Origin of the sequence: Microbacterium sp. CFBP9023, assembly GCF_034045055.1 — a bacterium.
Taxonomy (GTDB): Bacteria; Actinomycetota; Actinomycetes; order Actinomycetales; family Microbacteriaceae; genus Microbacterium.
Genome location: NZ_JAXCWI010000001.1, coordinates 421,335 through 437,833 on the forward strand (window position 1 = coordinate 421,335; position 16,499 = coordinate 437,833).

Annotated in this window: 19 protein-coding genes; 12 read left to right on the top strand and 7 right to left on the bottom strand. The window is 66.6% G+C overall.

Features of this window, described 5'->3' with window-relative positions:
* Positions 1-19 precede the first annotated feature (19 nt).
* Both SOM10_RS02010 and ffh read left to right on the top strand, forming a co-directional pair.
* Entirely contained in the window at positions 20-640 is a 621-nt protein-coding gene (locus tag SOM10_RS02010; RefSeq protein WP_053095926.1) for a TetR/AcrR family transcriptional regulator, read from the top strand.
* Positions 641-653: 13 nt separating this feature from the next.
* Positions 654-2,207 (top strand): signal recognition particle protein, encoded by a 1,554-nt coding sequence (gene ffh / locus SOM10_RS02015; RefSeq protein WP_320488164.1) that lies wholly within the window; start codon positions 654-656, stop codon positions 2,205-2,207.
* Between the two features lie 9 nt (positions 2,208-2,216).
* On the opposite strand, the gene SOM10_RS02020 is transcribed toward ffh, so the two are convergent.
* Positions 2,217-3,125 carry an EamA family transporter gene (locus SOM10_RS02020; RefSeq protein WP_320488166.1) on the bottom strand — a complete coding sequence of 303 codons (909 nt, stop codon included), beginning with the start codon at positions 3,123-3,125 and terminating at the stop codon, positions 2,217-2,219.
* Between the two features lie 78 nt (positions 3,126-3,203).
* On the opposite strand from SOM10_RS02020, the gene SOM10_RS02025 reads away from it, so the two are divergent.
* Positions 3,204-4,139, top strand: coding sequence for a LysR family transcriptional regulator (locus SOM10_RS02025; protein WP_320488168.1), 936 nt, complete (start codon positions 3,204-3,206; stop codon positions 4,137-4,139).
* A 2-nt stretch (positions 4,140-4,141) separates the two neighbouring features.
* Here the strand turns inward: SOM10_RS02025 and glpK are convergent, their stop codons facing one another.
* The 3 genes from glpK to SOM10_RS02040 form a co-directional block, all read right to left on the bottom strand.
* Positions 4,142-5,656: a glycerol kinase GlpK gene (glpK, locus tag SOM10_RS02030; RefSeq protein WP_053095934.1), complete on the bottom strand. Its 1,515-nt coding sequence runs from the start codon at positions 5,654-5,656 to the stop codon at positions 4,142-4,144.
* A gap of 29 nt (positions 5,657-5,685) precedes the next feature.
* Positions 5,686-6,438, bottom strand: coding sequence for an MIP/aquaporin family protein (locus tag SOM10_RS02035; protein WP_320488169.1), 753 nt, complete (start codon positions 6,436-6,438; stop codon positions 5,686-5,688).
* A 92-nt stretch (positions 6,439-6,530) separates the two neighbouring features.
* Positions 6,531-8,240, bottom strand: coding sequence for a glycerol-3-phosphate dehydrogenase/oxidase (locus tag SOM10_RS02040; protein ID WP_053095938.1), 1,710 nt, complete (start codon positions 8,238-8,240; stop codon positions 6,531-6,533).
* Between the two features lie 100 nt (positions 8,241-8,340).
* On the opposite strand from SOM10_RS02040, the gene SOM10_RS02045 reads away from it, so the two are divergent.
* Complete coding sequence (locus tag SOM10_RS02045) at positions 8,341-9,312, top strand: sugar-binding transcriptional regulator (protein WP_053099094.1); 972 nt, start codon at positions 8,341-8,343, stop codon at positions 9,310-9,312.
* Between the two features lie 2 nt (positions 9,313-9,314).
* Here the strand turns inward: SOM10_RS02045 and SOM10_RS02050 are convergent, their stop codons facing one another.
* Entirely contained in the window at positions 9,315-10,466 is a 1,152-nt protein-coding gene (locus SOM10_RS02050; protein ID WP_320488170.1) for a glutamate--cysteine ligase, read from the bottom strand.
* Positions 10,467-10,675: 209 nt separating this feature from the next.
* Between SOM10_RS02050 and rpsP the strand changes: the two genes are divergently transcribed.
* Genes rpsP through trmD form a run of 4 tightly spaced genes read left to right on the top strand, consistent with a single transcriptional unit; the run spans position 10,676 to position 12,681 of the window.
* Entirely contained in the window at positions 10,676-11,110 is a 435-nt protein-coding gene (gene rpsP, locus SOM10_RS02055) for a 30S ribosomal protein S16 (protein WP_053095939.1), read from the top strand.
* 6 nt (positions 11,111-11,116) lie between these two features.
* On the top strand, positions 11,117-11,347 hold the full coding sequence (locus SOM10_RS02060) for an RNA-binding protein (protein ID WP_053095941.1): 231 nt from the start codon (positions 11,117-11,119) through the stop codon (positions 11,345-11,347).
* Entirely contained in the window at positions 11,340-11,951 is a 612-nt protein-coding gene (gene rimM / locus SOM10_RS02065; RefSeq protein ID WP_053095943.1) for a ribosome maturation factor RimM, read from the top strand. The genes SOM10_RS02060 and rimM overlap by 8 nt, the downstream gene beginning before the upstream one ends.
* 19 nt (positions 11,952-11,970) lie before the next feature.
* Complete coding sequence (gene trmD / locus SOM10_RS02070) at positions 11,971-12,681, top strand: tRNA (guanosine(37)-N1)-methyltransferase TrmD (RefSeq protein WP_053095944.1); 711 nt, start codon at positions 11,971-11,973, stop codon at positions 12,679-12,681.
* Here trmD and SOM10_RS02075 read toward each other — a convergent pair.
* A complete protein-coding gene (locus SOM10_RS02075; RefSeq protein ID WP_320488174.1) occupies positions 12,678-13,250 on the bottom strand; it encodes a histidine phosphatase family protein in 573 nt (190 codons plus the stop codon). The genes trmD and SOM10_RS02075 overlap by 4 nt on opposite strands.
* 88 nt (positions 13,251-13,338) lie before the next feature.
* On the opposite strand from SOM10_RS02075, the gene SOM10_RS02080 reads away from it, so the two are divergent.
* Together SOM10_RS02080 and SOM10_RS02085 are read left to right on the top strand one after the other, a co-directional pair.
* A complete protein-coding gene (locus tag SOM10_RS02080; RefSeq protein WP_320488176.1) occupies positions 13,339-14,076 on the top strand; it encodes a class I SAM-dependent methyltransferase in 738 nt (245 codons plus the stop codon).
* Positions 14,073-14,549: a pyrimidine dimer DNA glycosylase/endonuclease V gene (locus SOM10_RS02085; RefSeq protein ID WP_320488177.1), complete on the top strand. Its 477-nt coding sequence runs from the start codon at positions 14,073-14,075 to the stop codon at positions 14,547-14,549. Before SOM10_RS02080 ends, SOM10_RS02085 begins: the two co-directional genes overlap by 4 nt.
* Here the strand turns inward: SOM10_RS02085 and map are convergent.
* Positions 14,529-15,311 carry a type I methionyl aminopeptidase gene (map, locus tag SOM10_RS02090; RefSeq protein ID WP_320488178.1) on the bottom strand — a complete coding sequence of 261 codons (783 nt, stop codon included), beginning with the start codon at positions 15,309-15,311 and terminating at the stop codon, positions 14,529-14,531. The two genes, SOM10_RS02085 and map, sit on opposite strands and share 21 nt — an antisense overlap.
* A gap of 121 nt (positions 15,312-15,432) precedes the next feature.
* Here map and SOM10_RS02095 point away from each other — a divergent pair, with 121 nt between their 5' ends.
* Complete coding sequence (locus SOM10_RS02095) at positions 15,433-15,921, top strand: MFS transporter permease (RefSeq protein ID WP_072591208.1); 489 nt, start codon at positions 15,433-15,435, stop codon at positions 15,919-15,921.
* A 179-nt stretch (positions 15,922-16,100) separates the two neighbouring features.
* On the top strand, positions 16,101-16,448 hold the full coding sequence (rplS, locus tag SOM10_RS02100; protein WP_053099097.1) for a 50S ribosomal protein L19: 348 nt from the start codon (positions 16,101-16,103) through the stop codon (positions 16,446-16,448).
* Positions 16,449-16,499 lie beyond the last annotated feature (51 nt).

Consider the following 16,499-nt stretch of genomic DNA (forward strand, 5'->3'; position numbering starts at 1 on the left):
CGCGCGGTAGCGTGTTGACATGAGCAGCACGAGCCGAGCAGGGCGGCCGAAGGCGTCTTCGCGGGAGACTCTCGCCGAGGCTGCCTGCGAGCTGTTCCTGGAGCAGGGGTACGACGCCACCTCGGTCGCCGACATCACCCAGCGAGCCGGAGTGAGCCGCTCGAGCTTCTTCAACTACTTCTCGTCGAAGAGCGACGTGCTCTGGTCCGGTCTCGACGACCGCATCGGTCGTGCGGTCGAAGATCTGGTCGCGGTGCACGAAGATCGCGACGGCGCGCACGTCAGACGCATCCTCTCGGCTCTCGTCGACGACTTCGCACCCGACAGCCTCGCACTCGCGATCAACAACTCGTCCGCGATGGGGCTCGACGACGAACTCGAGCAGGACGCCGCACGGCGACAGGCGCGCCTGGCTGCGACCCTCGCCGATCTCGCCCGGCGCTCCGGCGTCCCCGCGCTCACCGCCGACATCGCGGCAGCGACGTGGGCCGCCGCGGTTCTCGCTGCGGTGCGAGCCTGGGCCGAGAGCGGCGCAGGTCGCGGTTCGGTCAGCGATCGATTCGCCGACGCTGTGCGCGCGATCGCGCGGTTGCCGTGGACCGCGGCAGCGAGCGCGGAGAACGGGTCAGGATTCGCGTAAACTCGGTGTCACCATGGCTACCTTTGGCACGCTCTCCGATCGGCTCACCGAGACCTTCCGCAACCTTCGCACGAAGGGAAAGCTCACTGCGGCCGACGTCGACGGCACAGTGCGCGAGATCCGGCGTGCGCTGCTCGACGCCGACGTCGCGCTCACGGTCGTCAAGGACTTCACCGCGAAGGTGCGCGAACGTGCCCTCGGCGACGAGGTCAACAAGGCACTGAACCCGGCCCAGCAGGTCGTGCAGATCGTCAACGAGGAGCTCGTGCAGATCCTCGGAGGCGAGCAGCGTCGTCTCCAGTTCGCCAAGACCGCGCCGACGGTCATCATGCTCGCAGGACTCCAGGGTTCGGGTAAGACGACGTTCGCGGGCAAGCTCGCGAAGCAGCTCGAGGGGGAGGGACACACTCCTCTGCTCGTCGCGGCGGACCTCCAGCGCCCGAACGCCGTGAACCAGCTCCAGGTGGTCGCCGAGCAGGCCGGTGCCACCGTCTACGCACCCGAGCCGGGCAACGGCGTGGGCGACCCGGTCAAGGTCTCGCGTGACGGTGTCGAGCATGCGCGACGTCACCAGCACGACGTGGTCATCATCGACACCGCCGGACGCCTGGGCGTGGATGCCGAGCTCATGAAGCAGGCATCCGACATCCGCAAGGCCACCGACCCCGACGAGGTTCTCTTCGTCATCGACGCCATGATCGGCCAGGATGCGGTGAACACCGCTCGTGCGTTCCAGGAGGGTGTCGACTTCACCGGCGTCGTGCTGTCGAAGCTCGACGGAGATGCCCGCGGTGGTGCGGCGCTGTCCGTCGCCTCCGTGACCGGACGACCGATCATCTTCGCATCGACCGGTGAGCGCCTCGAAGACCTCGAGCCGTTCCACCCCGATCGCATGGCCAGCCGGATCCTGGATCTCGGCGACATCCTCACCCTCATCGAGCAGGCCCAGCAGGCCTTCGATGAGGAAGAGGCGGTCAAGATGGCCGAGAAGCTCGCGACCGAGCAGTTCACACTCGAAGACTTCCTCGACCAGCTTCAGCAGATGAAGAAGATGGGATCGATGAAGAAGATGCTGGGAATGCTTCCCGGCATGGGGCAGATGAAGCAGCAGCTCGAGGACTTCGACGAGCGCGAGATCGATCGCACCGAGGCGATCATCCGCTCCATGACTCCCGGTGAGCGCCGCAATCCGAAGGTCCTCAACGGCTCGCGTCGCCTGCGTATCGCCCGCGGTTCGGGAATGACGGTCACGGATGTCAACCAGCTCGTCCAGCGCTTCGATCAGGCCGCGAAGATGATGAAGACCGTCGCGCGCGGTGGCACCCCGAACATCCCCGGCATGGGGTCGATGCCCGGCATGGGCAAGCCCGGCGCGTCGTCGAAGCGCGGCAAGAAGGGCAAGTCCTCCGGCGGTTCACGTTCGGGCAACCCCGCCAAGCGCGCCGCCGAGAACGCCGGCCTCGCTCCGACGTCGACTCCGACGGGTTCGGGTTTCGGTCTCGGGGGCCCGAAGGCGCCGAGCGAAGCCGACCTCGCGGAGATCCAGAAGCTCTTCGGCAAGAACTGAGGCGTCCCGTCAGAGTCGGCGCGCGGGCAGCGCCGGTTCGGGAACACGTGACGACCGGCGGGGTCGCCGGATCGCGGTCAGCTGTCCTCCGACGAGGGCGACCGGGACGAGAACGACACCGATGACCTGAGCCGTCGTGAACCTCTCGCCGGCGACGAGTGCGCCCAGCAGAGTCGCCACGACGGGGGAGAGCAGAGCGAGCAGCCCGGGTGCGATCACCGGCAGCTGCTGGATGCCTCGAAACCACAGTATGTAGGCGAGCAGGCCTCCCACCGATCCGAGCCAGACGTACCCGAGCGCTGCTCCGCCGTCGACGGTCGGGGGAGTGCCTTCGAACAACAGGGCGAGGGGCAGCAGGACCAGCCCGCCCGCAGTCAGCTGCCACCCCGCGTAGGCGACGGCCCCCACGCCTGCCGGGCGCCCCCAGCGCTTGGTGAGGATCATGCCCACCGAGGTCGCAGTCACCCCGCCGAGTGCCGCCAGGATGCCGAGGGCATCGAGCTGGGCTGCTGGTCCGAGCACGACGAGAGCGACGCCTCCGGCACCCACGGCGGCAGCGATTGCCGTGACAGGGCGGATGCGGTCTCCGAGCAGCAGAGCACTCAGTCCGAGGATGGTCAGCGGTTGGACACCCGCGACGGCGGCGGCGACTCCGCCGGGCAGCCTTTCCGCGGCGATGAACAGGAGCGGGAAGAATGCGCCGATGTTGAGGGTTCCGAGTGCGAGAGATCTCAGCCACCAGGCTCCGCGCGGCAGAGCGCGACCGATCGCCAGTGCGACGAGTCCCGCAGGAAGCGCGCGGAGGAGTCCTGCGAAGAGGGGATGACCGGTCGGGAGCAACTCCGTCGTCACGAGGTAGGTGGTGCCCCACGACAGAGGGGCCAGCGCGGTGAGCAGCACCAGGGCGAGGCGGTTCATTCCTTCAGCCTCAATGCCCATCAGCCATGAGTCCAACGCATGGTTCTCACCTGACACATGAACTGCGATCATGAATGCATGGATCTGCAGCAGTTGAGATACGTCGTTGAAGTCGCGTCGTCCGCCAGTTTCACGCGCGCCGCCGAGCGCTGCTTCGTGACGCAGTCGGCGCTGAGCCACCAGATAGCTGCTCTCGAGCGGGAACTCGGGCAGCGGCTGTTCGTCCGATCGAGCCGCAGCGTACGCACCACCGAGGCGGGTGAGGCATTCCTCGTCCATGCGAATCGGGCGGTCAGAGCAGCGCACGATGCGCGTGACGCTGCGGCTGCCACGGCCGGCCGCGTCGTGGGCACCCTTCATCTCGGTGTCATCCCCACGGGCAGCGCCGTCCCTGTCCCGCGAGCGATCGCACGATTCCGCGCCGCTCATCCGGATGCCGCGGTCGAGCTCACGGTCGGCAACAGCGACACGCTGGTGGAGGCCGTTCGGCGCGGCGACCTCGATGTCGCTCTGCTGGGACTGCGAGAGGGCGTCGAGCCTCGGAGCGTGGCATTTCGTGCACTCGCCCGCGAACGCCTTGTCGTCGCGGCATCCCCTGCTCACCGCATCTCCGGGCATGTCGGCGTCAGCCTCGCCGACCTCGCGGATGAGGTCTTCGCGGACTTTCCCGCGGGCACATCTGGCCGCGCCCAGGCGGACGCTGCCTTCGCGGCAGCCGGCATCACACGTGACGTGCCCTTCCAAGCGGACTCGTCTGAGCTGATATTGGGTCTCGTCTCCCAGGGGCTCGCGATCTCACTGCTGGCACCGGGGGTGATCGCTACGTCGTCCTTCGACGTCGCGGCGGTCGATCTCGTCGATGGTCCCGTACGGGTTCAGTACGTCGCCTGGGACGATCGCGCCCCGCGCAACGTCACGTCCGCCTTCCTCCGCGTCGTCGAGTCGATGACGTCGCGCCGGAATGATGAAGCGGGCCCGGAGGAATCCTCCGGGCCCGCCCACTCAGGTATCTGAGGTCACTTCACGTCTTCGTCGACCCAGTCCATCGACTTGCTGACGGCCTTGCGCCACAGACGCAGCTGGCGATCGCGCTCTCCGTCTTCCATGGAGGGCTCCCAACGGCGGTCCTCCTGCCAGTTGGCGGAGAGATCGTCGAGTCCGTTCCAGAATCCGACGGCGAGACCGGCCGCGTAAGCGGCGCCGAGCGCTGTCGTCTCCGCCACGACGGGGCGAACGACCGGCACACCGAGCACATCGGCCTGGAACTGCATGAGCGCGTCGTTCGCGACCATCCCGCCGTCGACCTTGAGTTCCGTGAGGTCGACTCCGGCATCCGCGTTGACGGCGTCGAGCACGTCGCGGGTCTGGAATGCGACCGCCTCGAGCGCTGCGCGAGCGATGTGATTCTTGTTCGCGTAGCGGGTGAGGCCCACGATGGCGCCGCGGGCGTCCGGGCGCCAGTAGGGCGCGAACAGACCGGAGAACGCCGGGACGATGTACACGCCGCCGTTGTCGTCGACCTGCTTCGCGAGTTCTTCGACCTCGGGAGCGGAGCCGATGATGCCGAGCTGGTCGCGCAGCCACTGGATCAGGGATCCGGTGACGGCGATCGAGCCCTCGAGCGCGTAGTGCGTCGGTCCGTCGCCGAGCTTGTAGCCGACAGTGGTGAGCAGGCCGTTCTTCGAGTGGACGATCTCCTCACCCGTGTTGAAGATCAGGAAGCACCCGGTGCCGTAGGTGTTCTTGCTCTCGCCCGTGTTGAATGCGGCCTGGCCGAAGGTCGCGGCCTGCTGGTCGCCGAGGATGCCGGCGATCGGCGTCTCGCGCAGCAGTGACGAGTCCTCGGCTGCGCCGTAGACCTCGGACGAGGAGCGGATCTCGGGCATCATCGATCGGGGAACGCCGAACGCCTCGAGGATGTCGTCGCGCCACTCGAGCGTCTCGAGATCCATGAACATCGTGCGCGAGGCGTTGGTGACGTCCGTCACGTGAACGCCGCCGTCGACACCGCCGGTGAGGTTCCAGAGCACCCAGCTGTCCGTCGTGCCGAAGACGAGGTCGCCGGCATCCGCCTTCTCGCGAGCGCCCTCGACGTTCTCGAGGATCCAGGCGATCTTGGTGCCGGAGAAGTAGGTGGCGAGGGGGAGGCCCACGATGGGCTTGAACCGCTCGACCCCGCCGTCGGCCGCGAGGCGGTCGACGATCTCCTGCGTACGGGTGTCCTGCCAGACGATGGCGTTGTAGACGGCCTTGCCGGTGGTCTTGTCCCAGACCACAGCGGTCTCGCGCTGGTTCGTGATTCCGACCGCGGCGATGTCGTGGCGCGTCAGGTCGGCGCGACTCAGTGCGAGTCCGATGACCTCCTGCACGTTGCGCCAGATCTCAGCGGGGTCGTGCTCGACCCAGCCTGCCTTGGGCAGGATCTGCTCGTGCTCCTTCTGACCGGTCGCGACGATGCTGCCCTTCTTGTCGAAGATGATCGCGCGGCTGGAAGTGGTGCCCTGATCGATGGCGATGATGTAGTCGGCCATTGTGTTCTCCTTTGAAGTCAGGTTCGGGTTCAGGCGAGGTTGAGCAGTACCGGCGCAGCGACGGCGGCGAGGACACCACCGATGAGCGGACCGACGACCGGGACCCACGAGTAGGACCAGTCGCTGGAACCCTTGCCCTTGATCGGGAGGATGGCGTGGGCGATGCGGGGGCCGAGGTCACGTGCCGGGTTGATCGCGTATCCGGTCGGTCCACCGAGCGATGCACCGATGGCGACCACGACGAGTGCGACGGGAAGGGCGCTGAGCGGGCCGAGGCCTCCGGGGACGCCGATCTCGATGTCGCCGTAGTCAGCGAACGCGAAGATCGCGAACACGAGGACGAACGTGCCGATGACCTCGGTGACGAGGTTCCAGCCGTACGAGCGGATCGCGGGACCGGTCGAGAAGACGCCGAGCTTGTTGGCGGGGTCGGGCTCCTCGTCGAAGTGCTGCTTGTAGGCCAGCCAGGTGAGGATCGCACCGACGATCGCGCCGAGCAGCTCAGCACCGGTCGCGACCGCGAACTGAGAGAAGTCGATCTTGCCTGCGACGAGAAGGCCGATGCCGACAGCAGGGTTCAGGATGGCGCCGGAGTAGGCGGAGGCGAGGACACCCACGAAGACCGCGAGACCCCATCCCCAGTTGACCATCAGGAAACCGCCGCCGAAGCCCTTGTTCTTGGCTAGCGCGACGTTGGCGACCACACCACATCCGAGGAGGATCAGCAGCGCTGTGCCGACGAACTCCGAGAGGAAGTAGAGACCGAGATTCACTTCAGTCATGTCTTCATTGACCTTTCTTGAGTGCCAGGGCCCCTTAGCCCTGGCACTTGTTGGGAATTACACCGCGTGGAGGGCGGTGTTCGGATGTCTCGTCAGCCGCGTGCGCGTGACGAGATCTGGAGTCCATGGCGTTCGTTCAGCAGCGCCCGCGTCTGCTCGAGTTCGGCATCGTGCCGTGCGCGATCCCAGTCGAGCAGAGGAGACAGCGCGTCTGCAAGCTCTTCGAGCACATCCGCATCGGCATTGCCGGTGAAAGCGATGCTGGTGCGGCGCAGAACGACGTCCTGCAGTCGCGCGACCATCTCGTTCTCGACCATCCATGCCAGCTCGCGCGTCGAGAGGTCGCCGCCGACCAGAGGCGCGTCGTCTCCCTGCTCGATGAACTCCCAGACCTGCGCGGCGCGGGTTCCGTATCGGGCGAGAAGACGCTCGGCGCGATCGCCGGCTCCGGGCAGGTTCTCCTGGATCCAGATGCGACGTGCCTTCTCGGTGCGCGGGAAGTCACGGCCTCCGCCGATGGCGCGTCCGGCGGTGGACACGGTGCGGGTGCGACCGATCAGACCGAGCACCACGTCGGAGAGCGATTCGCCGAGGGCTCGGAAGGTGGTCCACTTGCCTCCGACGAGACTCACGAGAGGGGCGGCACCCTTCTCGTCGACTTCGATGCGATAGTCGCGAGAGACGAATCCCGGCGCGGTGTCCTCGTGCCGGGGGAGCGGACGGATCCCCGAGAAGTTGAAGACGATCTGCTCGCGGGTCACGTCGATCGTCGGGAAGACGTGGTGGATGAGGTCGAAGAAGTAGTCGATCTCCTCCTCGGTGCACACCGGGACCTCGCGGGGGTCTGCATCGATGTCGGTCGTTCCCACGAGAACGCGACCCTTGAGCGGGTAGATCAGGACGATGCGACCGTCGGAGTGCTCGAAGAAGATCTCGCGTCCGCGCGTCGCCTCGAGGAGCTCGGGGTGGTCGAGGACGATGTGGGATCCCTTGGTGCCGCCCATGAAACGCGTGTCGTTGCCCAGCGCGTCGTTGGTGAGATCGGTCCACGGACCGGATGCGTTCACGACGACATCGGCGGTGACGGTGAACTCGGTCCCGCTCTCACGATCGCGGAGGACGACCTTCTCGCCGTCCCGCGCGATCGCCTCGACGTAGTTCAGTGCGACGGCGCCGGGGTGTGCGGCGCGTCCGTCCTGCAGGACGTCGAGCGCGAGGCGCTCCGGGTCGTGCATAGACGCGTCGTAGTAGGTGGCCGTGTACTTGATGTTCGGGTCGAGCGAGGGGAGCTCGGCGAGCGAGCGCTTGCGACCCAGGAACCGGTGACGGGGCACCATGCCGCCGTCGCGGGAGAACGTGTCGTAGATCGTCAGTCCCACCTTGATCAGGAACGCTCCACGCTCCTGGGGCTTGCCGCTCTTGTGCGTGAGGAAGCGCAGGGGAGCGGACAGGATGCCGGAGAAGGTCGAGTAGATGGGGATCGTCGTCTCGAGCGGCTTGACGTAGTGCGGGGCGATCTTCAGCAGACCGTTGCGCTCTTCGACCGATTCGCGCACGAGTCGGAACTCGCCGTTCTCGAGATAGCGGATGCCGCCGTGGATCATGTGGCTCGACGCCGCCGACGCGCCGGAGGCGAAGTCGCCTCGCTCGACGAGCAGTACGTCGACGCCCTGCAGCGCCAGATCACGGAACGCGGAGATCCCGTTGATCCCGGCTCCGATGACAAGGACGCTCGTGCGTCCGGACTCACGGACGGCGCGGACTGCCGCGCGTTCCGGTGATGAGTGTGTCGACTCGATCATCTTCGACCCTTCTCTGTGCGTGCTCCCAGCTTCGACCTGATCGCCCACCACGCGCAAGCCCGTTGCACATATGTGCAAAGATCGACTCGAGGAGGTCGTCATGCGCCAGTCTGACGCGGGATCGCGCGATTCCAAGCTGATCGCCGCGCTCACCGCGGCACAGCTCTACTACATGCAGGACAAGACCATGGAGGTGATCGCGCAGGAGCTGAAGACCTCGCGATCATCGGTGTCTCGCCTGCTCAGCTTCGCCCGCGAGAGCGGACTCGTGGACATACGCATCAATTCGCCTCTCGAGCGACTCGGCATGCTGGAGCAGCGCATCCGGGACAGGCATCGCCTCGTGGCCCACGTCGTGCCCATCCCCGAGATCGTCAGCGAGGTCGAGAGGCTCGAGCGGGTGGCCCTGACCGCAGGGCGACTGCTGTCGCAGTTCGTCGACTCGAACATGATCGTGGGTGTCGCGTGGGGATCCACGATCAGCGCGGTCAGTCGTGGTCTCACGCAGAAGGAGACGCACAACACGACGTTCGTGCAGTTGAACGGTGCCGGGAACACGCAGACCAGCGGGGTCGAGTACTCGAGCGACATCCTCCAGCGCTTCGGCAGCGCGTTCGGTGCGCAGGTGCAGCAGTTCCCCGTGCCCGCGTTCTTCGACGATCCCTCGACGCGCGAGGCGATGTGGCGAGAGCGGAGCACTCTGCGGGTGCTCGACCTGCAGTCGAAGATGGACATCGCCGTGTTCAGTCTCGGCTCTCCGGCCGCGGAGGTCCCCAGTCGCGTGTACGTCGGCGGCTATCTCGGTCGCGATGACTACCGGAGCCTCCGGGAGGACCATGCGATCGGCGACGTGGCCACGGTCTTCTTCCGCGCGGACGGATCCTGGAGGGACATCCGTGTCAACGCACGGGCGACGGGTCCGGGTCTCGACCGGCTGCGGCGGGTGCCCCGACGCGTGTGCGTGGTGTCCGGTGTTCCGAAGCTCGCCAGCCTCCGCGCCGCCATCGCCGCCGACCTCATCACGGACGTGGTGCTCGATGAAGGACTCGCGCGCAGGCTCGTCGAGGACTGACCCTACGGCTCGTCGGTCGAGGATTCCGGGCCGGAGCGGAACTCTCGGATCAGATGCTGGACGACTGCACCGAGGTCGCCGCCCGTCGCGTTCGCGATCGTCAGCTGACGCTCGTAGCTCGCGCCGTCCGTGAGGATCGTCTCGATGCTGCCGAACTCACGCACGCAGCCGAGTTCGACCGCGACCGGGGCGAGCTCCTCGAGCACCTCCGAAAGATGCTCCCGCACGGGACGCTGGGTTCCGGCGGCGTCGACGATCACCCGCGCGTCCAAGCCGTAGCGCGCGGCGCGCCACTTGTTCTCCCGGTGGTACCAGGCGGGCATCTGCGCGAGGGGGACTCCCTCGTCCATCTGACGCGAGAGATGCTCGACCAGGACCTGCACGAGCGCGGCCACTGCCGCGAGCTCCGGCAGCGTGGAGAGCCCGTCGCATGCCCGCACCTCGATCGTCCCCCACCGCGGTGCGGGCCGGATGTCCCAGCGCACTTCGGTGGCGTCCGCCATCACACCGGTGCGCACCATGTCGTCGAGGTAGGCCTCGTACTCCGACCAGTCCTGCAGCGGCCACGGGAGCCCCGCAGTGGGCAGCTGCTGGAACACCAGAGCACGGTTCGAGGCGTATCCGGTGCGCTCACCGGCCCAGAACGGACTCGAGGCGGAGAGAGCCTGCAGATGCGGGAGATAAGCGGCGAGGGCGTTGATGATCGGGATGACCTTGCGCTGATCCTCCACGCCGATGTGGACGTGGATCCCCCAGATCATCATGTTCCGACCCCACCACTGGGTGCGCTCGATCAGGGTGTGGTAGCGCGTCTTGTCGGTCACTTCCTGGTGGTACCACTGCGCGAACGGGTGACTGCCGGCCGAGAGCAGCTCGATGCCGGCCGGATCCGTCGCCGCACGAACAGCGGTGATCGCGTTGGCGATGTCGTCCACGGCATGGGCCACGGAATCGCCGATGCCGCTGGTGACCTCGATCGTGTTGGTGAGGAGCTCGCCCGTCACGGTGTGCCGTTCTTCTGCACTCTCATCCTCGAGTGCCGACAGCAGCTCGGGGGCGCGGCCGACGAGATCACCGCTCACCGGATCGGCGAGCATGATCTCCCACTCGAGACCGACGGTGGACCGGGCCGATGGCGCGAAATCGAGCTTCACGAGCACAGTCTGACACGCGCTGTCGGCGACACGGCAACCGTCGTGTCGCCGCGTTTCGCTCCTGGGCCGCGGATCTGGCAGAATAGAAGGTCGGACGACGTGCTCGACCCTCTATCCAGCACTCGTCCTCCCTATTTGAGCTTCCGCCGGGTGTGCACCCCACTCTCCAGGCGATCGGTTCGTTACCTTCCACACAATTCAGGAGAATCGTGGCTGTCAAGATTCGTCTCAAGCGCCTGGGCAAGATCCGTGCGCCGTACTACCGCATCGTCGTCGCCGACTCGAAGACCAAGCGCGATGGTCGCGTGATCGAGGAGATCGGCAAGTACCACCCCACCGAGGAGCCCTCGTTCATCGAGATCGACTCCGACCGTGCGCAGTACTGGCTCTCCGTCGGCGCTCAGCCGACCGAGCAGGTCGCTGCTCTGCTCAAGATCACGGGCGACTGGGGCAAGTTCAAGGGCGACAAGGACGCGAAGTCCACGCTGAAGGTCAAGGAGCCCAAGGTTCCGTTCGAGATCGACGCGTCCAAGAAGTCCGTCGTCAAGCCCAAGGCCGAGAAGAAGGTGGAGGCCCCCGCTGAGGAGGCTCCCGCCAAGGCCGACGCGGAGGCCGCAGAGGCTCCCGCCGCCGACGCAGAGTAATTCGTCGTGCTCGCCGCCGCGCTCGAACACATCGTCAAGGGGATCGTCGATCACCCTGAAGATGTCCGCATCAACGCTTCCACGACGCCGAGAGGCGACCTGCTCGAGGTGCGTGTGCACCCCGACGACCGTGGTCGAGTGATCGGGCGCGGCGGCCGCACCGCAAAAGCACTGCGCACGCTCATCGCCGCTCTCGCGGATGGGCGGCGTGTCCGGGTCGACGTCGCGGATGACTGACGTGGTGTCCAAGGACCGCAACCAGGGCAAGAACCAGCTGCGGGTGGGGCGCCTCGTCAAGGCCCACGGCCTCAAGGGCGCTCTCAAGCTCGAGCTGTACACCGACAACCCGGAACGCCGATTCACTCCAGGAGCCGAGTTCACGTTGCAGGTGCCTGAGGCATCTCCGTGGCACGGCAAGACCGTCGTCGTTCGCGAATACCGCGTGATGAACGGCAACCCCGTCGTCTTCCTCAAGGATGTCGACGATCGCGAGGGCGCAGAGACTCTCGTCCGAGCCATCCTCTGGATCGATCAGGACAACGACGAGGTCGAGGACAACGCGTGGTTCGACCATCAGCTCGTGGGTCTCGACGTCGTCCGTGACGGCGTCGTCGTGGGCAAGGTGGCTCGCGTCGAGCATTTCCCTGCGCAGGATCTGCTCATCGTCAGGTCCGGCGAGCAGGACATCATGGTGCCGTTCGTCCAGGCGATCGTTCCCACGGTCGACATCAGCGCCGGGCGCGTCATCGTCACGCCGCCTGCGGGCCTCTTCGAAGAGCTCCCTGACGCGTCCGATGCGACGGAGGCGGGGGAGTCCTCCGACTCCGACGCCACTGACTGATCCCTCGTTCGGCCCGCCAGTGCGCATCGACGTCCTCTCGATCTTCCCGTCGTACTTCGACGGTCTGACGCTCTCCCTGCTCGGGAAGGCGCAGAGTACCGGCATCCTCGACCTGCGTGTCCGAGACCTCCGCGAGTGGACGTCTGATCGTCACCGCACCGTGGACGACACCCCCTACGGGGGCGGGGCGGGGATGGTGATGAAGCCGGAGCCCTGGGGGCTCGCGCTCGACGAGCTGGCATCATCTGCTCCGTCCGAAGAGGGCAGTCGGCCCACGATCATCTTCCCCTCGCCCGCAGGCGAGGTCTTCACGCAGGCCACCGCACGCGATCTCAGCACTCGCGACCACCTCATCTTCGGATGCGGTCGATACGAGGGGATCGACGAGCGGGTGTTCGAATACGCCTCATCGCTCGGCGAGGTGCGGCTCATCAGTCTCGGCGATTACGTCCTCAACGGCGGGGAAGTGGCGACGATGGCGATGATCGAGGCCATCGGTCGCCTGATCCCCGGTGTCGTGGGAAATCCGGCGAGCCTCGTCGAGGAGTCTCACGAGGACGGACTCCTCGAGTACCCGTCTTACACGAAGCCGTCGGTGTGGCGAGAGCGACCGGTGCCGGACGTGCTGCTGAGCGGCAATCACGGCGTGATCGCTTCCTGGCGGCGGGATCAGCAGATCGAACGGACGCGACGTCGGCGCCCGGATCTGCTGCCGGACGACGACCGCTAGACGATCCGTTCGATCCCCGAGTCGATCTCGAACACCACGCCCTGAGGGTGCCGCAGTGAGAGCGCGGATGCGGGGGCCAGGCCCCGGAGCTCCGCACGCAACAGCCGACCGATCATCTCGTGACTCACCAGCAGCGGGATCCCGGACGAAGCCCACCCGCACACCGACAGTGCCCGGCGGGCACGTCCCTTCGCCTGGGCGTAGCTCTCACCTCCGGGAAATGCCCAACCATATCGGTTCTCAGCCCGGTCCTCGCGGGCGGTGGGGAATCGTTCATCGATCTCGGACCAGGTCAGGCCGGCCATCTCACCGTGATGGAGCTCGGCGAGCTCCGGTACCTCCACGAGATCTGCGCCGATCCGATCGGCGACGATGACCGCGGTCCGGAGCGCGCGGCCGAGCGGGCTGGAGCACACGGTGGTGATGCCTCGGTCGACGAGGCGCGCGGCGACGCTCTGCGCCTGAAGGATGCCGTCCTCGGTCAGAGGCGAGTCGAGTTGTCCGTGCAGCCGATGATCGAGGTTCCAGCAGGTCTGCCCGTGCCGCACCAGGAACAGGTGTTCTGGCACATGCCGATCCTCCGGAATCATGGACTCAGGATGGCATAGCCGCGTCGCCTCCGTACCCGGCGGAATCGGCGGCTGATAGCGTCGCACCATGGTCGATGAGGTGCTGGCGAAGTCGTTCGAGACGATCGGGGCGGATTACGACCGCTACCGTCCCGGATTCCCCGTGGAGGCGGTCGAGCTCATCGCACCACAGCGCATCGGGACTGCGCTGGACCTCGGCGCGGGCACCGGGAAATTCACGGAACTGCTGTCGGCCCGAGCGGAACGCGTGATCGCTGTCGAGCCTTCCGAGCAGATGCTGTCGGTTCTGCGAGCCAAGCTTCCGGATGTGGAAGGCCTCATCGGCAGTGCCGAGCGGATTCCGTTGCCGGACGGCACGGCGGATGTCGTCGCCGTCGCGCAGGCGTTCCATTGGTTCGATCGGGAGTCGGCCTGTGCGGAGATCTCGCGCATCCTCACGCCGGGCGGAACTCTCGGGCTGGTCTGGAACCACTCGGATCCGTCGAGTTCGTGGGATCGAGCAGCGCACCGTATCGCGCACCCCGCGGTCGCTGACACGGACGGAACGACCAGCACCGCCGCGGCGGAGCTCCCCGGATTCACGTTCGTGACGAGCGAATCGATCCACTGGACGGAGCAGATCAGCCGCGAGGCATACCTCCGTCGCTGGTCGACGGTGAGCACCTTCCTCGTGGCCGACGACCATGCCCGTTCGGTGATGTCGACCGCCATCGAAGCGGAGCTCGACGGGGACCCGGACACACGCGGGCGCGAACAGCTCGAGTTGCCGATCATCACCGACGTGTTCGTCTATCGGCGCGCATGAGGATCTGGTCACTGCACCCGCAGTACCTCGATCGCCAGGGTCTGGTGGCCTGCTGGCGGGAGGCGCTGCTCGCTCAAGCGGTGCTCGCCGGGCGAACCCGTGGCTACACCGGTCACCCCCAGCTGGAGCGGTTCCGTGCCTATCCCGACCCGCTCGATGCCATCGGCGCGTACCTTCGGGGCGTCGCCGTCGAGGCGGACGTGCGCAGCTATACCTTCGACCGATCGCGAATCGATCGACCGGACGCGAGAGGTGAGTCGATCCTCTCCGTGACCACCGGCCAGCTCGCGCTGGAATGGTCGCATCTCAGCGCGAAGCTCGCGGAGCGCAATCCCGACGTGCTCGGACTCTGGTCCGCCGTCTCGGTGCCCGAACCGCATCCGGCGTTCCACGTTCTCGAGGGTCCGGTCGCCACGTGGGAACGCGCGCTGCCGCCGGCTGAGCCCCGCGGGTCAGCGAACGCCGAGGAATGACCTGTCGGTGAGGACGACCGGGCCATCGGCCGTCACGGCCACGGTGTGCTCGGAATGCGCGCCCCTGGAACCGTCCACACTCCGCAGGGTCCATCCGTCGGGATCGGTCACGAGTTCGTCCGTGGTCTCGAGCAGCCACGGTTCCAGCGCGAACACCAGGCCCTCGCGCAACGGGAATCCACGTCCCGCGCGGCCGTGGTTGGGGACGTGGGGGTCGCCGTGCATGATGCGTCCGACACCGTGACCGCCGAAGTCGGTGTTGATCGAATACCCCTCGCCGTGTGAGATCGCGGCGATGGCGGCTGAGATGTCACCGATCCGGTTGCCGACCACGGCAGCGTCGATGGCCGCAGCGAGAGCGCGCTCTGTCGTCTCGATGATGCGGAGGTCCTCGTCGCGGGGAGTGCCGACGACGAAGGACACCGCGGAGTCGGCCACCCATCCGTCGACGGAGACGGCGAAATCGAGCGACACCAGGTCGCCGTCTCGCAGCGTGTAGTCGTGGGGGAGGCCGTGCAGTACAGCGTCGTTGATCGAGGTGCAGATCACCTTGCCGAAGGGACTGGCGCCGAAGGACGGGTGGTAGTCGATGTAGCAGGACTCCGCTCCGGCCTTGCGGATCATGTCGTGCGCTCGGCGATCGATCGACAGCAGGTTCGTGCCGACCTTCGTCTCGTCGCGCAGGGTTGCCAGGGTCTCGGCCACGAAGCGACCGGCGGCGCGCATCTCGTCGATCTCGGCAGGGGTGCGCAGTTCGATCATCGGGTGTCCTCTCGTCCTCTCCATTCTCCCCGATCTCCGGGTGACGGGCGTCCGCCTCGAGGCCGCGTGCTCAGAGCGAACACCTGGATCATCGGCCGCACGCCGTCGTACGATTTGTGACATGTGGTTGCGTCAGGCGTTCTTCCGGTGGCTCATTCCGGCAGCGTTCCTCCTGCCGCTCTGGTTGCTCGTGGGGTGGGGCGTCTTCCAAGGCGGTTGGGCCATCCTCTGGGTCCTCTTCATCGCGGTCCCCTCCGTGTTCGTCGGCCAGCTTCTTCTCACGCTCCTGACTCGGTCTCGCCCGTCGGTGCGGGTCGAGAGGGCCGTCTCGTGGTGGGATGTCGGCGGTTTCACGCTCTGGCACGGACTGACCATCGCTGTCGGATGCTTCATCGACGGCGCATTCGGCTGGCTTCTCGCCGCCGCCGTCGTCGTCGGCATCGGTCTGGTCTGGCTGCAGCTCTGGCAGCTGTGGAACGAGGCGAAGGGAAGCGGAGCACGGATCCGCGAGACCATCTCGTGGTCCACCGTTCCCGGCGTCGACGAGCCCGCGCCGGAGACCCGCGTGCGAGAGGTCTTCGTCATCCGGGAGAAGGACTCGCCGGAGTGACGGCAGCGCACGCGACGTTTTGGCCGTGTGCGGCATCCATGGCAGAATGAGTGTTTGTGCCGTGACCGGTTCTGCCTCAGGGGAGCCCACGGACGCTTCGGCGCCGTTCAGCACACACTTCTTCTTATTCCTACTTACAGCATGCAACCGACCTGAGGCGAGTGCAGAGAGAGACGATCATGCAGATCCTCGACGCCGTCGACGCAGCATCCCTGCGTTCAGACGTTCCCGTCTTCCACCCCGGTGACACGGTCAACGTGCACGTGAACATCACCGAGGGCACCCGCTCGCGTATCCAGGTCTTCAAGGGCGTCGTCATCGGCCGCCAGGGCGACGGCGTGCGTGAGACCTTCACCGTTCGCAAGATCAGCTTCCAGGTGGGCGTCGAGCGTACGTTCCCGGTGCACTCCCCGGTGATCGACCACATCGAGGTCGTCACCCGCGGTGACGTGCGTCGCGCGAAGCTCTACTACCTCCGTCAGCTGCGGGGCAAGAAGGCCAAGATCAAGGAGAAGCGCGACAACTGACGCGCAGGCTCTCCACAGCACCCCGGGACACGATGTCCCGGGGTGCTGTGT

Coding starts and splice junctions, on each gene's coding strand:
- SOM10_RS02010 (WP_053095926.1), top strand. CDS start 20: ATGAGCAGCACGAGCCGAGCAGGGCGGCCGAAGGCGTCTTCGCGGGAG.
- ffh (WP_320488164.1), top strand. CDS start 654: ATGGCTACCTTTGGCACGCTCTCCGATCGGCTCACCGAGACCTTCCGC.
- SOM10_RS02020 (WP_320488166.1), bottom strand. CDS start 3,125: ATGAACCGCCTCGCCCTGGTGCTGCTCACCGCGCTGGCCCCTCTGTCG.
- SOM10_RS02025 (WP_320488168.1), top strand. CDS start 3,204: ATGGATCTGCAGCAGTTGAGATACGTCGTTGAAGTCGCGTCGTCCGCC.
- glpK (WP_053095934.1), bottom strand. CDS start 5,656: ATGGCCGACTACATCATCGCCATCGATCAGGGCACCACTTCCAGCCGC.
- SOM10_RS02035 (WP_320488169.1), bottom strand. CDS start 6,438: ATGACTGAAGTGAATCTCGGTCTCTACTTCCTCTCGGAGTTCGTCGGC.
- SOM10_RS02040 (WP_053095938.1), bottom strand. CDS start 8,240: ATGATCGAGTCGACACACTCATCACCGGAACGCGCGGCAGTCCGCGCC.
- SOM10_RS02045 (WP_053099094.1), top strand. CDS start 8,341: ATGCGCCAGTCTGACGCGGGATCGCGCGATTCCAAGCTGATCGCCGCG.
- rimM (WP_053095943.1), top strand. CDS start 11,340: ATGACTGACGTGGTGTCCAAGGACCGCAACCAGGGCAAGAACCAGCTG.
- SOM10_RS02080 (WP_320488176.1), top strand. CDS start 13,339: ATGGTCGATGAGGTGCTGGCGAAGTCGTTCGAGACGATCGGGGCGGAT.
- SOM10_RS02085 (WP_320488177.1), top strand. CDS start 14,073: ATGAGGATCTGGTCACTGCACCCGCAGTACCTCGATCGCCAGGGTCTG.
- map (WP_320488178.1), bottom strand. CDS start 15,311: ATGATCGAACTGCGCACCCCTGCCGAGATCGACGAGATGCGCGCCGCC.
- SOM10_RS02095 (WP_072591208.1), top strand. CDS start 15,433: ATGTGGTTGCGTCAGGCGTTCTTCCGGTGGCTCATTCCGGCAGCGTTC.
- rplS (WP_053099097.1), top strand. CDS start 16,101: ATGCAGATCCTCGACGCCGTCGACGCAGCATCCCTGCGTTCAGACGTT.